Source organism: Stieleria sedimenti (assembly GCF_025060895.1).
In the GTDB taxonomy this organism is placed as follows: Bacteria; Planctomycetota; Planctomycetia; order Pirellulales; family Pirellulaceae; genus Stieleria; species Stieleria sedimenti.
This window is the reverse complement of the sequence record NZ_JANZKV010000072.1, coordinates 18,177-33,598: the sequence shown is the minus strand read 5'-3', so window position 1 is coordinate 33,598 and position 15,422 is coordinate 18,177. Positions and strand designations below refer to the sequence as shown.

The 15,422-nt window shown below is 58.6% G+C and carries 13 protein-coding genes and 1 riboswitch; of the genes, 5 read left to right on the top strand and 8 right to left on the bottom strand.

Going from position 1 to position 15,422, the window contains the following annotated elements:
• Positions 1-223 precede the first annotated feature (223 nt).
• Positions 224-316: riboswitch (cyclic di-GMP riboswitch) on the top strand.
• A gap of 59 nt (positions 317-375) precedes the next feature.
• The 3 genes from NZK35_RS11225 (at position 376) to NZK35_RS11215 (ending at position 2,789) form a co-directional block, all read left to right on the top strand.
• Entirely contained in the window at positions 376-1,020 is a 645-nt protein-coding gene (locus tag NZK35_RS11225) for a hypothetical protein (RefSeq protein ID WP_259632622.1), read from the top strand.
• Positions 977-2,278: a pilus assembly protein TadG-related protein gene (locus tag NZK35_RS11220; RefSeq protein ID WP_323379633.1), complete on the top strand. Its 1,302-nt coding sequence runs from the start codon at positions 977-979 to the stop codon at positions 2,276-2,278. Before NZK35_RS11225 ends, NZK35_RS11220 begins: the two co-directional genes overlap by 44 nt.
• Before the next feature lie 94 nt (positions 2,279-2,372).
• On the top strand, positions 2,373-2,789 hold the full coding sequence (locus tag NZK35_RS11215; protein ID WP_259632620.1) for a TadE/TadG family type IV pilus assembly protein: 417 nt from the start codon (positions 2,373-2,375) through the stop codon (positions 2,787-2,789).
• 86 nt (positions 2,790-2,875) lie between these two features.
• Here NZK35_RS11215 and NZK35_RS11210 read toward each other — a convergent pair whose 3' ends face one another.
• Complete coding sequence (locus NZK35_RS11210; RefSeq protein WP_259632619.1) at positions 2,876-4,309, bottom strand: RecQ family ATP-dependent DNA helicase; 1,434 nt, start codon at positions 4,307-4,309, stop codon at positions 2,876-2,878.
• Positions 4,310-4,444: 135 nt separating this feature from the next.
• Here NZK35_RS11210 and NZK35_RS11205 point away from each other — a divergent pair, with 135 nt between their 5' ends.
• Positions 4,445-5,713: a GspE/PulE family protein gene (locus tag NZK35_RS11205; protein WP_259632618.1), complete on the top strand. Its 1,269-nt coding sequence runs from the start codon at positions 4,445-4,447 to the stop codon at positions 5,711-5,713.
• A gap of 23 nt (positions 5,714-5,736) precedes the next feature.
• Here the strand turns inward: NZK35_RS11205 and NZK35_RS11200 are convergent, their stop codons facing one another.
• Both NZK35_RS11200 and NZK35_RS11195 read right to left on the bottom strand, forming a co-directional pair.
• Entirely contained in the window at positions 5,737-6,471 is a 735-nt protein-coding gene (locus tag NZK35_RS11200; RefSeq protein WP_259632617.1) for a hypothetical protein, read from the bottom strand.
• A gap of 793 nt (positions 6,472-7,264) precedes the next feature.
• On the bottom strand, positions 7,265-7,885 hold the full coding sequence (locus NZK35_RS11195; RefSeq protein ID WP_259632616.1) for a response regulator transcription factor: 621 nt from the start codon (positions 7,883-7,885) through the stop codon (positions 7,265-7,267).
• A 579-nt stretch (positions 7,886-8,464) separates the two neighbouring features.
• Here NZK35_RS11195 and NZK35_RS11190 point away from each other — a divergent pair.
• Positions 8,465-9,916, top strand: a complete 1,452-nt coding sequence (locus tag NZK35_RS11190) for a TonB-dependent receptor (protein ID WP_259632651.1) — start codon at positions 8,465-8,467, stop codon at positions 9,914-9,916.
• A 96-nt stretch (positions 9,917-10,012) separates the two neighbouring features.
• On the opposite strand, the gene NZK35_RS11185 is transcribed toward NZK35_RS11190, so the two are convergent.
• The 5 genes from NZK35_RS11185 to NZK35_RS11165 all read right to left on the bottom strand — a co-directional run bounded on the left by NZK35_RS11185 (position 10,013) and on the right by NZK35_RS11165 (position 15,345).
• A complete protein-coding gene (locus NZK35_RS11185; protein ID WP_259632615.1) occupies positions 10,013-11,314 on the bottom strand; it encodes a serine/threonine-protein kinase in 1,302 nt (433 codons plus the stop codon).
• A complete protein-coding gene (locus tag NZK35_RS11180) occupies positions 11,314-11,892 on the bottom strand; it encodes a sigma-70 RNA polymerase sigma factor region 4 domain-containing protein (protein WP_259632614.1) in 579 nt (192 codons plus the stop codon). Before NZK35_RS11180 ends, NZK35_RS11185 begins: the two co-directional genes overlap by 1 nt.
• A gap of 251 nt (positions 11,893-12,143) precedes the next feature.
• Positions 12,144-12,662, bottom strand: coding sequence for a DMT family transporter (locus NZK35_RS11175; protein ID WP_259632613.1), 519 nt, complete (start codon positions 12,660-12,662; stop codon positions 12,144-12,146).
• The gene (locus NZK35_RS11170) at positions 12,659-13,036 is read right to left on the bottom strand and encodes a response regulator (protein ID WP_259632612.1); all 378 of its coding nucleotides are present in this window, start codon (positions 13,034-13,036) and stop codon (positions 12,659-12,661) included. Before NZK35_RS11170 ends, NZK35_RS11175 begins: the two co-directional genes overlap by 4 nt.
• Complete coding sequence (locus NZK35_RS11165; RefSeq protein WP_259632611.1) at positions 13,033-15,345, bottom strand: outer membrane protein assembly factor BamB family protein; 2,313 nt, start codon at positions 15,343-15,345, stop codon at positions 13,033-13,035. The genes NZK35_RS11170 and NZK35_RS11165 overlap by 4 nt, the downstream gene beginning before the upstream one ends.
• Between the last annotated feature and the right edge of the window lie 77 nt (positions 15,346-15,422).

The following is a 15,422-nucleotide window of genomic DNA, read 5'->3' as shown; positions in this document are numbered from 1 at the left end:
CGTTGAACCAAAACCCTGGGTCACCCTTAGTGGGATACCCAGTTTGCAGCCGGCAAAAATGAGGGCATTCCCTCAGCGCGGCACGACAACCGCCACGACCGTCGCGACTTGCAGGGGGGAGCGTCGCTTCGCCGACCATACTTGTGGGGAAACTCCAGTCTCCGGGCGCGAATCGACATAGCGTTTGAATGCCAAATCAGCTCGAACGGTTCCCCTTTCAAAACCCTCGAAACGGCAAACCACGTGTGAGCGTGGGACGCAAAGTCATGGGTCCGACCTGCTTCGCTCGAAGCGTTCGGATCGCCAGACCACCGAAGGGGATTGCCAAACTCGGCTGCGGCAACTTTTCTGCCTCGTCTCTTCAGGGAACCCCAAATGTCACACACATCGACTCGACTCGGCGCCGCTCGCGCCACACTGATTGCAGGGGGCTTGTGCTTGCTCGCGTCGCTCCCCGGCATCGCGACAGCGATCGAACCCGTTCTCTTCATGGTCGAAGAGGATTGGGAACTGACGGTCAACGAACCCGACGTCAACATCAATTCGCCCCAGGTCGCGTTCTTTCTCTATCCCGACGCGGAACATTCTGATTGCTATTTCCAGCTGCAGATGAACTACGCCGCCGATGACGGCTACTCCAGCGGCGGTTTTCACGTCGGGGCCTTCTGTGACGAGACGCTCGTTGACGAAGAGCGAAGTCAAATACAGGAGACGCTGTACTGCGACAACGACCGGATCGTATGGACCAGTGCGATGGCTGTGTTCAACGGCCAATTGATGTTCGCGGTCAAAGATGGACACAGTATGCAGTGGGGCAACTTTGGCGGCCCGGAATACCTGGTGCAAATGGATGACCAGGAAATTCACGCCTTGGACCACTACACGCCTGAAAAGAGCCTCGAGTCCGTGGACATCGGATTCGGGAAAAACCGGGTCGCCTCGATTCGACTCAAGACCGTCCGTTTGATCTACACCGATGGTCACACCCAGACGATCCACGTCAATCAAGTCGTTCAGTAGCAGCACCACGACTCGCATGAAACGTCGTGGATTGTCGATCTCATCATTTTTTCAGGGTCATCTCATGTTTCAAATTTCACTCCAGCGCGACCGCGCTCACAAACCTGTTACTCGTCCAAACCTCCCTCCTTGCAAACGCCGATCGACGAAACGCCGCAAAGGCTCTGCCCTCGTCTTCAGCGTGTTCTTGGTCGCCGGACTGTTAGTGGTCTCCGCGATTGCGATCGACTTTGGACACATCAATGTTTCCCGTTCGGAAGTCAAACGAACCGCGGATGCCGCCGCACTCTCTGCCTGTTGGGAACTGTTTGACGGAGTCGTCGAAGGAAAAAGTGCATCGACGGTCCAATGCGACATCACAGATTCGGCTTCGTCCATCGCGGCAAAAAATGCCGTCAGTTCTCGAGCACCGACGCTCAACGCGTCAACCGATATCGAAATCGGATTTTACGACAGGAACAATCCAGGTGCACTCGACACCTCTGATCCGTCTCAGTTCAATGCGGTGCGCGTCAACGTCCGGCAGACGGATGCGAATCAGCAAGCGATTCCGCTGTTCTTCGGATCGGTGACCGGACGGGCAACCCAGTCGCTGCAAGGAGCATCGACGGCGGCACTGTTCAAAACAATTTCGGGTTTCCATAAGCCCAAAAAAGCAGGTGAAACGCTCGACATCTTGCCGATCACGCTAGACGAAGAAACCTGGGCGCTGGTCAAAGCGAAACAGACAGAGGATGTGATTTCCTACTCAAACGGGCAAATTCAATCCGGCAGCGATGGGTATTACGAGTGTTCGCTCTACCCAACCGGAACGGGGTCACCGGGAAACCGCGGAACCGTTGACATCGGTGGTGCAAACAACAGCACGACCGATATCCGGCGTCAGATCTTGACCGGCATCTCAGCTCAGGACATGGACGACCTTGGACGGGAGTTGAACTTTGATGGGAATCATCAAATTGAGCTCAATGGCGATACCGGCATTAGTGCGGGAATCAAAGCTGAATTGCAGCAGATCGTCGGCCAGCCCCGGATCATTCCGATTTTCCGTCAGGTGCAGGGAAATGGCAACAACGCCATGTACACGATTGTTGCCTGGGAGGGCATCCGCGTGTTGAGCGTCAAGTTGACGGGGCCGATGAACAAAAAGCATTTGACGATTCAGCCCTGCCCAATGATTGCGAAATACTCAATCTTCAGCGACCGAACGGTCGAGGAAAGCGAGTTTCTGTTCACACCCGTGATGCTGGTTGATTGAAACATCAGCCCCAACGATTGCCAACGTTCACGTCGGGCAGGTCACCGCCTGACGTCCTCCTTCAACGCACACACTAAACCAACAAGTCAATCCAGTGAAAAGTCGATTCCGCAAAAAGCAAACTCGTCGCGGTGCCGCGACTGTCGAGTTTGCCCTGATCGTCCCCGTCATGCTGACCTTCACGTTCGGGCTGATCGAAATGGGACGAATCAGCATGATCAAAGAAGCGGTCGTCCAAGCATCACGCGAAGGGGCACGCGTCGGGATCCGGCCCACCGCGTCCATCGAAGACGTGCAGACGCGGATCAACGAAGAATTGGCGATCATGAATCTGACCAGTGCCGTTGTGACCATCACCCCGTCCTTCCTGGAAGAAGCCGAACCGGGAGACGATATTAAAGTCCGAATCACGATCCCGATCAGTGAGGTCAGCTACGTCCCAGGATTCTTCTCCTTCGAAGGGCTGGACATCGTCGCCGAAACCGTGATGCGGCGTGAAAGCACCGGCTGATCCCAGCGGGACGCGTCAGCGACCGGCGCGTGTTGAAACCACCACCATCACGCGCCACTGGCTAACGCCGCATGCGGACATCGCCCTCACGCTTCCGGATCGGCGAAATAACGATTCAAGAACTGCTTGCGATCGCCTTGTTCGGCCGCGAACTGAACCATCGCGTACAACCGCTGTTGATCGCGGCGTTTCTTCTCGGCCAATTGATCATCGTCCTGGAATCGCGCCGGTAGCGGGGCACGCACCTCAAAACACTGCGGCGGCTGCGGACCGGCGACCACCCCGTGGCGATCCAAGATCGAAATCGCCGTCGCGATCCGGTGGTCGTGTTTGCTGCGACGCTGCAACTGGGCATTCATCCATTCCAGCCCAAACGCCCTGCACTGCTCGCCGTGCTCGGCCATCAATTGATACAACCGCGTGTAGAACGCGGCGTCGGGATTGGACCATTCGATGAATTGCATCTGGGTCATCAAGTCTTCTTGCGCATACAACCACACACACCGACTCGGTTCCCCGTCGCGACCGGCACGCCCGATCTCTTGATAGTAGGACTCGATCGAACCGGGGGTTTCCGCATGCACGACCATGCGGATGTCTTCCTTGTCGATCCCCATGCCGAACGCGTTGGTCGCCAACACCAGATCGGCTTCGCCGGACATGAACTCGTCCTGGACACGACGGCGTTGATTGCGTGGCAAATCGCCGTGGTAACAGACGTGATCGATCCCTTCGGACAGCAAGTGATCGCTGAAACGGTCCAGTGTTTTGATCAACGAAAAGTAGACGATGGCGCTGCCGGATCGGTACTCGGGATCGCGGAGGATGTCGCGAAGTTGATTCAATTTTTCTTCTTCGTCATAGACCGGGACCACATCCAAATGCAGGTTCGGACGATCGATGCCTTGGTGAAACAATTTGACTTGCGACGCACCGATGCCGATCTGGTGGTAAATGTCTCGGCGGCACTCAGCCGTCGCGGTCGCGGTCAAAGCGAGCGTGGTCGGATCGCCGATCGATGCACGAATCTCGGCCACCCGCGTGTAGTCGGGGCGAAAATCGTGTCCCCACTGGCTGACACAATGCGCTTCATCGATCGCCAACAGACGGACCGTTCGTCGTGAAAGCGCCTCGCAGAAGTCGTCCTTGCGGAATCGCTCGGGGGTCACAAACAGAATCTTGTACTGCCCTTGGGCCAAGGCGTCATAGCGTGCCAGACGTGTTTCGCGATCCAACGATGAATTGATGAATCCGGCATCGATTCCTCGTCGCAACAGCGAATCGACCTGATCCTGCATCAGCGCGATCAAGGGGGACAGCACCAAGACGATCGAGCAGTCGTCGTCGGCACTTGACAATGCCGGAATCTGGTAACAGAGCGACTTGCCCATACCGGTCGGCATCACGACCATGGCGTGCCCCCCCGCTAGAACATGTTCGATGATCTCTGCCTGTCCGGGGCGAAAGTCATCGTAGCCATAGAATCGGCGGAGGAGTTCCTTGGGGGGTGGCGCATTCATGCCATTATTTTTCACGCCCGAGCCGGCTTGGGAACGGGGCACGCGACCCTTTTTTGCGTTGCGCGCCGTTATCGTTCATATTATCCAACCGCTACTCATGACCGACTTCTCCGATTCTCCTGGAAGACCCGCAACGTGAACGACGATTCAGCGATTGATTTCCAAGATCTTGAAAACCTGGAGGGTGAGACAGAGCTTGCGCCACCCGAACTCTTCGCCGCCAACCTGATCGAGTGGTCACTGGAGCGACACGCCAGTGATCTGTTTGTTTCGGACGTCGATGGTGCCGTGCTGATTTCCGTCCGGCGACTGGGCCGGATCGAACCGATTCGTAAACTCGCGCGGGCCTACGGCCATCGGCTGCAAGGACATTTGCGTGTTTTGGCAGGTGCCGATGCGGGTGAATCCGTCCGCCCGGTCGAAGGCCGGGGCAACATCACCACGCCGGACGGATCCAAGGCACATCTTCGGCTCAGCAGCATCCCCACGCTGTACGGCCAAGACGTGGCGATTCGATTGTTCGATCCCGTGCGTGGCGCCCGACCGCTGGATCAACTGGGCATGGATTCCGTTGACGTGGAATCGATCGAACATCTGATCGGACAACGAAGCGGATTGATTCTCGTCACCGGTCCGGTTGCGAGCGGCAAGAGCAGCACGCTTTACGCCATGATGAATGAGCTCAATGACGGATCACGAAAAATCCACACCATCGAAGACCCCATCGAACACGCGCTCTCGGGCGTGATGCAATCACAAACCAATGCGCGGCTCGGACTCGGTTTTGCCGAACTCCTGACGGTCGTGCTTCGGCACAGCCCCGATGTGATCATGATCGGCGAGATTCGTGATCGCCAAACGGCGGAAACCGCGATCCGAGCCGGTGCCAGCGGACAGCTGGTGTTGGCAACGGTGCATTCGACGAGCACCGCCGAGGCGGTCGACATGATGCTGCAATACGATAGTGACCATGTCTTCCTGGCCAGCGCCCTGTCGGGCGTCATCAATCAACGTTTGGTCCGCAGGCTCTGCCCGGTCTGCCGCAAACCGGCCGAAGGCTCGCATTCGACCGATGTCCCCGAGCGGATTCGCAGTCGCATGCAGGGGGCCGAAGCGTCGGTCTTTGTTCCGTTCGGTTGCCACCTCTGTTTCGAAGGCGGCTATGACCAGCTGATCGCCTTGCCGGAGATCATGGTGGTGGACACCGTGATCGAAGAAGCCATCGCCAAACGGGCCAGCGCCAGTGATCTGGAGGAGATCACGACCGATGACGGGATGTTGCGACTAGCCGAAGTCGCCCACAGTTACGTCCTGCGTGGGCTGACTTCGCTCGATGAAATCAATCGCGCCGTGACCGACCCGCACCTGGCCAGCCTTCACCGTCGCGCGGAAAAGACCGGCTGAACCTTGCCCGAGCGGAAATCGGTTTAGGCTGTAACCTGCCGGGCGCTGAAACGATCACGGAGCCCCGGGGAGCCGCCAAGGCTTTCGACGGATCGCCAAGTGTGGGCAGAGCTCGATTGCGTTGACTCGCTCTCCAATTCCGGGCGCGCCGGCGGATCGCTTTCAGCCGAATCCGGGGACGAGGCCTCCTCCGATCCTTCAGCATCGGGACGCTCCGCCGCGGTGTCTTCACTCTCCGCGCTGGGCCGACCTCCGCCGCCGCCTGACATCTCCGCTTCGTCATACGACGCCGGCGGTTCGTCATCATCCACCGGCACCAATGGACGATCGGGGCTCACGACACTCGATTCCTCGTACACGAATTTCGCGTGGCGATTGAACATCCAACCGTCGCCGTTTGGCATGTAGACCGTGTACAGCTTGTGTGGCTTGACGACTAACCCGCCACGCCACTGATAGACTTCCACCTGATAGCGGCCGTCTTCGAAGGTTTGCACGGGTTCCCGGCCCAGCAACTCCCGAACGTCCGTGTTGGACAAAAACCCGGCGCCTTTGCGGTTGGCTTCCATGCTGGCCTCGGTGACTTGATCGTAGGCTGCGTTGACTGCCGGTCGGGCCACCAGATAGTCGTACCCCAACGCGACAACCATTAACGCCAACAAGACGTAGAGCACCGTTTTTCGGGTGCCGCCGCCGGAATCGTTGCCGGGCCGTTGTTCATCCCGCGCGTCAGCGGAATCCTGGGTCGTTTCTGACATGGGAGGGTGCCTTCAAAATGATCTGGAGGAATCAAGCGTTGAGAATCGCACTACGTTGTACTAAAGCTCTTCGGCCCATGGGAACAAACAAGGGCCAACGCCGCGATGAATCGCGGAAAAACGAGCGCAACGGACGGCTCCTGCGGATTGAGGTGATCGCGGAGCGGTGACGGGAAGCTCCGCCGGACCGCGGGTGGCGAGAAACCGCCAGAGAAGATCGCGGCGGTTGCAGCCGTCGAAACAGATTCACCGATCAAACAAAAAAAATGGCAGCACTTGTCGGTGACACGCGAGCTCCAACCGAGCCCAGGTTCTTGCCCCGAACCTGTTTGCGATCACCGACAAAGTCACTGCCTCGCCCCGTGAAGTCGATGATCGCCAGCCGTTCCCATTGACGGTCACTCGTCCGATCCGTCGGAAGTGCGGTGTCGTCAACACCTGCGCCTGCCTCACGCGCATTGTGCTTCGCCACGCATTTCCGCAGAAGAATGTGGCGGCTCAGAGAAATGTTCCGGCGTTGCCGCCGGAACATTCTCCAAGAGCCCCATTTGTTCTGCAGATTCCTTCCAAGATCGAAGCCCGAGTCTCCCTACCAAGATTCGTCCGGTGAATCAGCGCTCCATCGTGGTCATCGATCCCTCGATTGTTGTTGATCCCTCAACAAGAATCGTTCCATCGATGAATCCAGTATTGCGAATCGCAGCCGATCCGATGAAGAGAAGAAACCGAAAAGCGATGTGGCAACCCGCAACCCGCCGGAGGTGACTTTGTCGAGCGGAAAAGGGGGCAAGCGTTAGGTATCAAGCATGTCCGCTTCGATCACCATCCTGACCAGATCAACCACCGATTCGGCCTGCAACTTGGTATAGATCTCGCTGCGACGGTTCTCCACCGTTCGCACGCTGACGTCAAGACGATTCGCGATCACCTTGTTCGGTTTGCCGGCCACCACATAAGACAGAACCGTGCGTTCGGACGGTGTCAGTTCGTTGATCCGCTCCCGAATCGCTTGACGGTGCGCTTCTTCCACACGCTTGCTGGCATCGAGCGCAAGCGCTTTGCGGATCGCGTTCCAGAGATCATCTTCCAGATACGGCTTGTCCAGCAACGTGATCGCGCCGCGCTGAATCGCCTGGACCGTGACCGGTGTCGTCGCAAACGCTGTCAAAACGATGACCGGCAACAGCGATCCCATGTCATTCAATTGCGCTTGCAACTCTAGTCCGCTCATGCCCAGCATCCGGATATCCGTCACCAAGCATCCCGGCTTGTCCTTGGTGTAGAACTCCAGGAACTCCTCGGCCGACGCAAACGCTTTGGACTCCAACCCCATCGAACTCACCAGCGCACAGACGGATTCCCGGGCGCGTTCATCGTCATCCACGACGAAAATGACTTGTTGTTGCCAAGACATCGAATGCGGTCACCCCGTAACGACTGGTGTGATTGAAGTGATGGTGACGTGAGCGGCCTCCCGGCCCGCCTGTCGGGGAGCGTTCCACCGGCTCGGGCGCAGAAGACGAGATAACAGTGTCGAGTTTCTGGGCGGAGTTTTCAATCTGCGGCGTCAGAGGAGGGAGGTGCGATCGTCAATCATCCGAAGATGGTGTTCAGATGAGCATGTTGCCAGACTCCCCTCAGGCATGATCTTCGCACTCACGCACGATCCCACCGTCGGGAGGAATCACCACGTGCGGCTCAATTGCCCAGCATACTACATTTTTAAGGCGACGGGCAATCAGCCCCCTCTAAGTGACTGTGCGTTTACGGGGCCGCCAAAGCGGAAAGGATACGGTTGCAGACCAGGCTGGATCCAGAGGTCGAACACGCTTCGTCGTTCCGTTTCAGACGTCGCGATGATGACGGTTTGGCCTCATTCTGCCCGAACCGCCACGCCGGGCAGGCATCCATCGGGATCGTCTCCAAACCGCAAGCCATGTTCTCTGTGCGAGTATTTTTTCTTCACGCGACTCAACCCGGCGACCCCAACCAGATGATTCGAACGCATCAATCCAGTCAGCACTCCGAACCACTCGACACGCACCAAAAAGCCTTGGAGGTCAACTTGGATCCCCGCCGCTACGGTACCTTTGCGGAGATCGGCGCGGGGCAAGAGGTCGTTCGCTGGTTCTTTCGCGTCGGGGGTGGCGCCGGCACGATCGCCAAGAGCATGTCGGCCTATGACATGAAGGTCAGTGACGCGATCTACGGACGGGCGTCACGCTACGTCTGTCGTGAACGCCTGCAGGCGATGCTCGACTATGAACACACGTTGAATCTGGACCGGTTGCGAGAGGTCCGCGGTGAAACGACCGCGTTCTTCACCTTCGCCGACACCGTTTCGGCAAGGAACTATCACGGCACCAATGCCTGCCACGGTTGGATGGGGATCAAGTTTCAGGCCCATCCCCAAGACGAAGACAGCCAGATCATCATTCACGTCCGAATGCTCGATGACGAGGCGGCCCTGCAACAGGAAGCCCTCGGCATCGTCGGCGTCAACCTAGTCCACGGCGCCTTTGCCCTCCACCATGAGCCCGAGCTGTTGGTCGCCGCACTTCTGGACGGCCTGTCGACGTCGCGGATCGAGATCGACATGATCGAGTTTTCCGGAATCGCGTTCCGCCACGTCGATAACCGCTTGATGAGTCTGAAACTGGTCGAGCTCGGCTTGAGCGGTGCGGCCATGTTCGCGGCCAGCGGAGAAGTCTTGCAGCCGTCGGAGTTCTTTTACCGCAAAGCGATCCTGGTCGAACGCGGAAGCTTTCGTCCCGTTTGCAACGTCAATTTGGACATGCTGGAGAGCGCCCGAGAACAATTCTCCAAGCATCCCAACGTGGTGGGCAAGGAAGTCGTCTCCGTCATGGAACTGACGATGAACAACTTGAAGGCCGCGGGGGAAATCAATTTGTCGGACTTCCTGGCACGGGCCGATGTGATGGCCACCTGCGGGATGCCGGTCCTGATTTCCGATTACTTCCAGTACTATCGACTTGCCGCCTACCTGTCACGCTACACCAAAGAAAAAATCGCGATCACGATGGGGGCCGGCAGTCTGTTGGAACTGTTTGACGAACAGTACTACACCGGGCTCCAAGGCGGCATTCTGGAATCCTTCGGACGGATGTTTAAGAACGGCTTGCAGGTCTACTGCTATCCGATGCTGGATTCCGAGAGCGGCGAATTGACGACCTGTGAGAACTTGAACATCGATCCTCAGTTGAGACAACTGTTCGGGTACCTGTGTGACCGAGGCGGCATCATCGACGTGCAAAACTACAATCCCGCCTGCTTGCACGTGCGATCACGGGACGTGCTGCAAAAAATCAAATCGGGCGACCCGGAATGGGAGTCGATGGTGCCCGAGTCGGTCGCGGACGTCATCAAACGCAAGTGCTACTTCGACTACCAACCGGCCGACGCATTCGAAGACGCCGTGCGATAAATGAAAATGGGCAATGCCACAAAAAAGGGGAAGGGGGCGTTTTTTCAAGCTGACTGCAAGGGTTTCGATTCATGCAAAGGAGGGTAGGCGGTACCGTCAAGGACGCATCACTTTTTGCCACCACGAGCGTTCGACGGGCTTCTGATCCAAACAGGACTGCAGAGCCTCGCCAATGATCGCGCAGGCATCGTTGCTGCTAAAATCAATTTCTTCGGTGAGTTGCGGAATCCAGGTCGATGCGATTCGATCGGGTGACTCGAGGCATTCCAGCGTGATCATTCCGACCAATCCGATGGTGTCGCGGCGAATCCGGTCGGGCAGTGTTTTCGACAACTCGTGCTGCCACGTCGCATAGGGTTCGGCCCAACACGCGACCCCCGATGCCGTGTCGATCAGGTTGACTCGGGACTGGTGATCGATGATCGCATTCCCGCACGTCACGCTGCCATGCGTCGCACCGATGCGGTGTGCCGCGGCGAGCGCAAACGCGACACGCACCAGCATCTGCAAGCGTTCAACATGATGCGCACCTGGCGGACGTAACGCAAAGGAATCGCCGAAGATCCAGGGCCGCACGACGGCGAGGTGCCCGTTGTTGATCGCCGCAATTCGCGGTGCCACCCAGGACGGATGCGTGACGCTGCTGGTACGCTCGCAGAGATCCAGGATGCGGGTCCGCTCGGTTCGTCCCAGGCTGGCGGGCAGCGGAATGATCTTCATCGCCACGGTGTCGTTCCGCTCGGTGTCACGTCCCTTGACCAGCCAACAACGCCCACGCCGCAGTTGGACGGTCGCAATGCAGCGGGCGCCGACGATCCACTCGGGTGGTTTGATCGGGATCGGTACATCGATCGAATCGTCGGGGCGCGTTTCCGAAACCGGCTGTCCGCCCGAAGGCTGCCCCGCGGCAACGGTCATCTGTCGCTGGCCCACCGATTGATCCCAGTCCAAACTTTCGCCGGCGTTGATTTCGCCCCGACCAGGTTCCAGATGAATCAATTGCTCGATCGAATCGGCGAGTTTTGGAAAACGATCACGAAAACTGGACGGATCGCAAACCTCACCTCGTTCACGGCGGACACAAAGCTCGGCGTCAATCAGATCCAACACATCACTCTCGGTCTCGGCAAGTTGCGGGAACTGCTTTAAGTAGTCTTCCACGACAACCTGCTGCCCCCGGCGACGTTGCCCGATCAAGTCGACGGCCGCCAATTCCACCAGTCCGCTCGTTGACAGCGATGCCTGATCGATTAGCTCCGCCAGCGGTGACGTCGGAAGACTTTCGCGGCGCCGCTGCAGCCAGCCGATGAGGTCATCGATCCTGGCAACGTGGGGCGACGTGCTTGCGGTCGCATCGGCGGGACGGCTCGGGTCGTGCGGGGACGGACGTTCGGCCATCACGACGACTCCGACAAACCGATCTCTTCGCGGGCTCGATCCAGTGCCCGGCGCACCCGCATGCGGGCGGTGTCCGGTTTGATCCCCAGCCGCTGGCCGATCTCGTTCCAGTCGTGGTTCTGCAACATCATGTCAAGCGCCAGGGCGTCCGATTCGCCCAAGATCGAACGCACGCGATCGGCCACTTCCCTGCGGAGCGCGATCTGGCTGGGCGAAGTCTGGGCGCCGTGCAGCTTGATCTCCTCCACCGGCGTCGCTTCGTTGCGACGGAAATCGCGGCAATGACGTGCCAGCGTTCGAAAGGTGTCGACCACTTCGTTATCGATCGCACGCAGGATATAGGACAGGATATCGTCCGCCGTCAACGAATCGGCATCCGTTCGCTTGGCCAGATCCACCATCACTTCGTTGCAGATGTCCATCGATTCGGTCTGACCGGTCAAGCCATACTGCCGCAAGCGCGTCCGCGCTCGGCGTCGTAGCTGACTGCCAAAGCTTTGCCAAACATCGTCCAGTGAGGCGGCCTGGAAGGGCGTCTCGGGCGAATCGGCATCATCGAAAGGAAGTTCATTGGACATGCGATCGTCACCTACAGTGGGGTAAGCATCCTGCTTGCCAGCGGTCAGGTAAGCATCCTGCTTGCCAGCGGTCAGGTAAGCTTCCTGCTTGCCAGCGGTCAGGTAAGCTTCCTGCTTGCCTCTCTCTGCCTCACACAAGCTGGAAGCTTACCCCACTATTCCGAACACAAGCTGGAAGCTTACCCCACTTTTCCGAACGCAAGCTGGAAGCCTACCCACTTTTCCGAACGCAAGCTGGAAGCTTACGCCACTTAGTCTTTGGTCTCGACGACTTCTACCGCCGCGTCTTGGGTGGCTTCCAGACGCCGCGCTCCGACGATCGCCAGGATCCCCAGCACCAACAACAGCGTCCCGCAGACGCGCAGGGCAGAAACCGGTGTCTTCGGATTGCCGAGCAGCCCGTAATGATCCAGCAGCAGCGCGGCCAGCGTTTGCCCCGTCATGACGGCGGCGAACCAGGGCAGCGAGCCGATCCGCGGCACGATGAACAGCGACGTCGAAACCATCACCACACCGATCGCACCGCCGAACCAGATCCACCACGGCAATTGACGCGGCGACACGGCAAAGACGGGCGGGAATTCCCCGACCACCATCGTCAGCAGCAACAGAATCAATGTCCCGCTGCCGAAGGAGATCAGCGACGCTTGCAACGGGTGGGCGACGTTCTTGCCCAGTGATCCGTTAATGCTCGGTTGAGCACCGAGCAGACCACCGGCCAACAAGCCGACGCAAATCGCGATCAAAAAGAAGGTGGTGGAGTGGTTCAAGTTGAACCCAAATACGGCTGAAACAGTTCGACGGTCCTCGGGTCTCGCAAGGCAAGTTTTCCGAAACCCCGCACGCAACCGGCCTCCATCGCCGCCTGCTGGTGCTCTTCGTAATTGGTCACCAACATCACGGGCACGTCGGCGAGATCCTCTTCGGCTTTGATCGCATTGACGACTTCCATCCCATCGGAGTAGTCACGATCAAGTTTCCGATTGACGGTCACCAGCGCGACGTCGCGCTGGCGCAGCAACTTGAGCGTTTCTTCCGCGTTGTGCGATTGCACGACGACGGCATCAAAGTTGGAAGTCACAAACTGACGGATCGAGTGAAAATCGGGGCCGCAATTGCCACAGTCCACAACGGTCTTCGTCATTGCGATTGCTTCTCGATTGCGAACAACTTGTCTTTGGTGCTGATGTAGATTCGACCGTTGGCCGCGATCGGCGTACTGTAGACGCTGCTGCCCATGTTGATTTCTTCGATCGGCTCGTTGTACTGCGGACCGAATTGGAAAATCGCCACGTCGCCGTCTTCGTCGCCCACGTAGACGTGCCCGTCACTGATCAGCGGGCTACCCCAGCTTTGTGCGAACATGTCATAGGTGAAGTGGACCTTGGCCTCGCCGTTTTCGCCGCGTGCGTCCAGGCAGTGCAACAATCCCGAAAAGTCGGCGACGTAGATCACATCGTCTTTGATCGCACAGGTGCCGATCGTTCGGTGCATTTCCTCTTCGAAGTCGATTTCGCCGTCATCGTTGTTGTCCGACAACGAGTAGTGCCAAACCACGGCCGAATTCGGATTGTCGACCGCGATTTCACCCTTCTCGGGTTCAACCGCTTGGATCCGTTTGTGGGGAATCTCGGTGCGGCTGTCGCCTTCGACCTTCATCGCCAGTTGCGGTGAAACGTTGCCACGCTTGGTGGGATCGATGCACCAGAAGTGGCCTTCGCCCTCACCGTGCTCGGGGTCCTGTCCGACCGCGATGTAAACCAGATCGTTGTAGACGACGGGCGTCGCGATCAGATTGTTTCGGGTTCCTTCGCCGCCGATGACCCACTTGGATTCCTTCGGGTTGCAGTCAAATTTCCACAGCAGTTCCGGCTTGCCCTCGACGCCGCCATCGGCTTTGAAGCTGTACAACCAGCCGTCTCCGCCGCAAAACAATACCTGCGGCACGCCGCCGAGCACGGCGACAGTGGGACTGGACCATTGGCCGTGAAGGATGTTGGACCCCGGCGAGGAGTCTTGCCACAGCAATTCGCCGGTGTTCTTGTTCATGCACAGGAACGTCGGTGCATCGGGGGCGGGCAAGTTCAAGTGCGATTCGTCCAATCCATTGCTGGTGTTGACGAACAAGTAATCGCCAAAGCTGGTCACGCTGCACGAGCACATGTTGTGCTGGCTGGTCCCCAGTTCCTCCATCATGTTGTAGATCCAGATGGTGTCGGCGTCGCGTTTGTCGTGAATGCCCAAGCTCTTGAACACGCTCAACCGCGGGCCGGCCTTTTTGAGTTCAAACGTGCGATCGACGCCGCCGAAGTTGCCGCTGGCAACCCAGCCGGCGCCTTCGTCGACACTTTCAATTTTGACATCACCACTGACCTCTTCGCCGGCCGTTTGGAGCGCTTCGACCAAGCCGTCGGACAGTTTGCCTTCGCCGAGTGCCGCTACCGCCGCCTTGCCGGCGTCGCTGGCGAGCATCAATTCGGCCACGAACGCGGTTTCCTCTGTCACCGGCCCGTCGTCTTCGCCGTCATAAAACCCTTCGACGTCGAGACAGCGGACTTCGCCGCGGCTGGTCACAAACCACAACCGATTGCCTTCGACCAGCGGTGCACAGCAGATCCCCTGCAACGGCCAGTCGTGGACGCGTCCGGTGATCAGCTTTTCGCTGCTGTGCTGCCACAGAAATTCTCCATCGGCTTCGTTAAAGGCCAACAGGCATCCCAAGTCGACTTGGGAGGGATAACGTTTCAGGTGCCCGGCACCGTTGTTGGTTCCGACGAACACGCGACCGCCGGCGACGACGGGATTTCCGTACGTCTGGCTGCCCAGATTGGCGTACCACACGATGTTTTCGGCGTTGCTGTTGTCCCACTCTCCGGTTCGCCGATCAAACTTGCCGATGTTCCAACTGCGCGGTAATCCGGTCACGCCCGGTGTGTTGTTTCGCAACCGCGTTCCGCCCCACTGCGGCCAGTCCTTCCCGCCGGCCATCACTTCGTTGGGATCCGCAACTTCGGATACCAATGTGGTCGCTGATGCTTGGCTTTCCACCTCGGCATCGCGGGTCGGTTTGGCGGCGACCTTGGCTTCGGGTTCACTGGCTTCGGGTTCACTGGCTTCGGGTTCACTGGCTTCGGGTTCACTGGCTTCGGGTTCACTGGCGATCGGTTCGGCCGCTGCCGGTTCGACCACCTCGACGGCGGGCTTGACCGGCATCGGGACTTCGGCAACCGGGGTTTCAGCAGCGACGGTGGTGTTGGCCGTCGTGTTGGACGCCCACCGGGCCGATGCGGTCGTGTTGCTGCCGGTCGTATTGCCGCCCGACGTGCTGCTGGTTTCCGCGGCACGCGGCACGGCGGTCGGCGGCTTGCAACCACTGATGGCGACGGTGGTCAGCGTGCCGAGGCAGAAAGCAGCCAAAATCATCGAGAACGCCGAGAGATCTTGTTTTCGCATTGCGATGGGGGGTCAGTTGACCTGGTGTGGGGTGGGAAAGAGCGATGGGGAGGGAAACCCATTCTAGGCGACACGGC

Bases quoted from the DNA above. Each gene is read 5' to 3' on its own strand.
- NZK35_RS11225 (WP_259632622.1), top strand. From the start codon at position 376: ATGTCACACACATCGACTCGACTCGGCGCCGCTCGCGCCACACTGATT.
- NZK35_RS11220 (WP_323379633.1), top strand. From the start codon at position 977: ATGGTCACACCCAGACGATCCACGTCAATCAAGTCGTTCAGTAGCAGC.
- NZK35_RS11210 (WP_259632619.1), bottom strand. From the start codon at position 4,309: ATGAATGCGCCACCCCCCAAGGAACTCCTCCGCCGATTCTATGGCTAC.
- NZK35_RS11200 (WP_259632617.1), bottom strand. From the start codon at position 6,471: ATGTCAGAAACGACCCAGGATTCCGCTGACGCGCGGGATGAACAACGG.
- NZK35_RS11195 (WP_259632616.1), bottom strand. From the start codon at position 7,885: ATGTCTTGGCAACAACAAGTCATTTTCGTCGTGGATGACGATGAACGC.
- NZK35_RS11190 (WP_259632651.1), top strand. From the start codon at position 8,465: ATGATTCGAACGCATCAATCCAGTCAGCACTCCGAACCACTCGACACG.
- NZK35_RS11185 (WP_259632615.1), bottom strand. From the start codon at position 11,314: ATGGCCGAACGTCCGTCCCCGCACGACCCGAGCCGTCCCGCCGATGCG.
- NZK35_RS11180 (WP_259632614.1), bottom strand. From the start codon at position 11,892: ATGTCCAATGAACTTCCTTTCGATGATGCCGATTCGCCCGAGACGCCC.
- NZK35_RS11170 (WP_259632612.1), bottom strand. From the start codon at position 13,036: ATGACGAAGACCGTTGTGGACTGTGGCAATTGCGGCCCCGATTTTCAC.
- NZK35_RS11165 (WP_259632611.1), bottom strand. From the start codon at position 15,345: ATGCGAAAACAAGATCTCTCGGCGTTCTCGATGATTTTGGCTGCTTTC.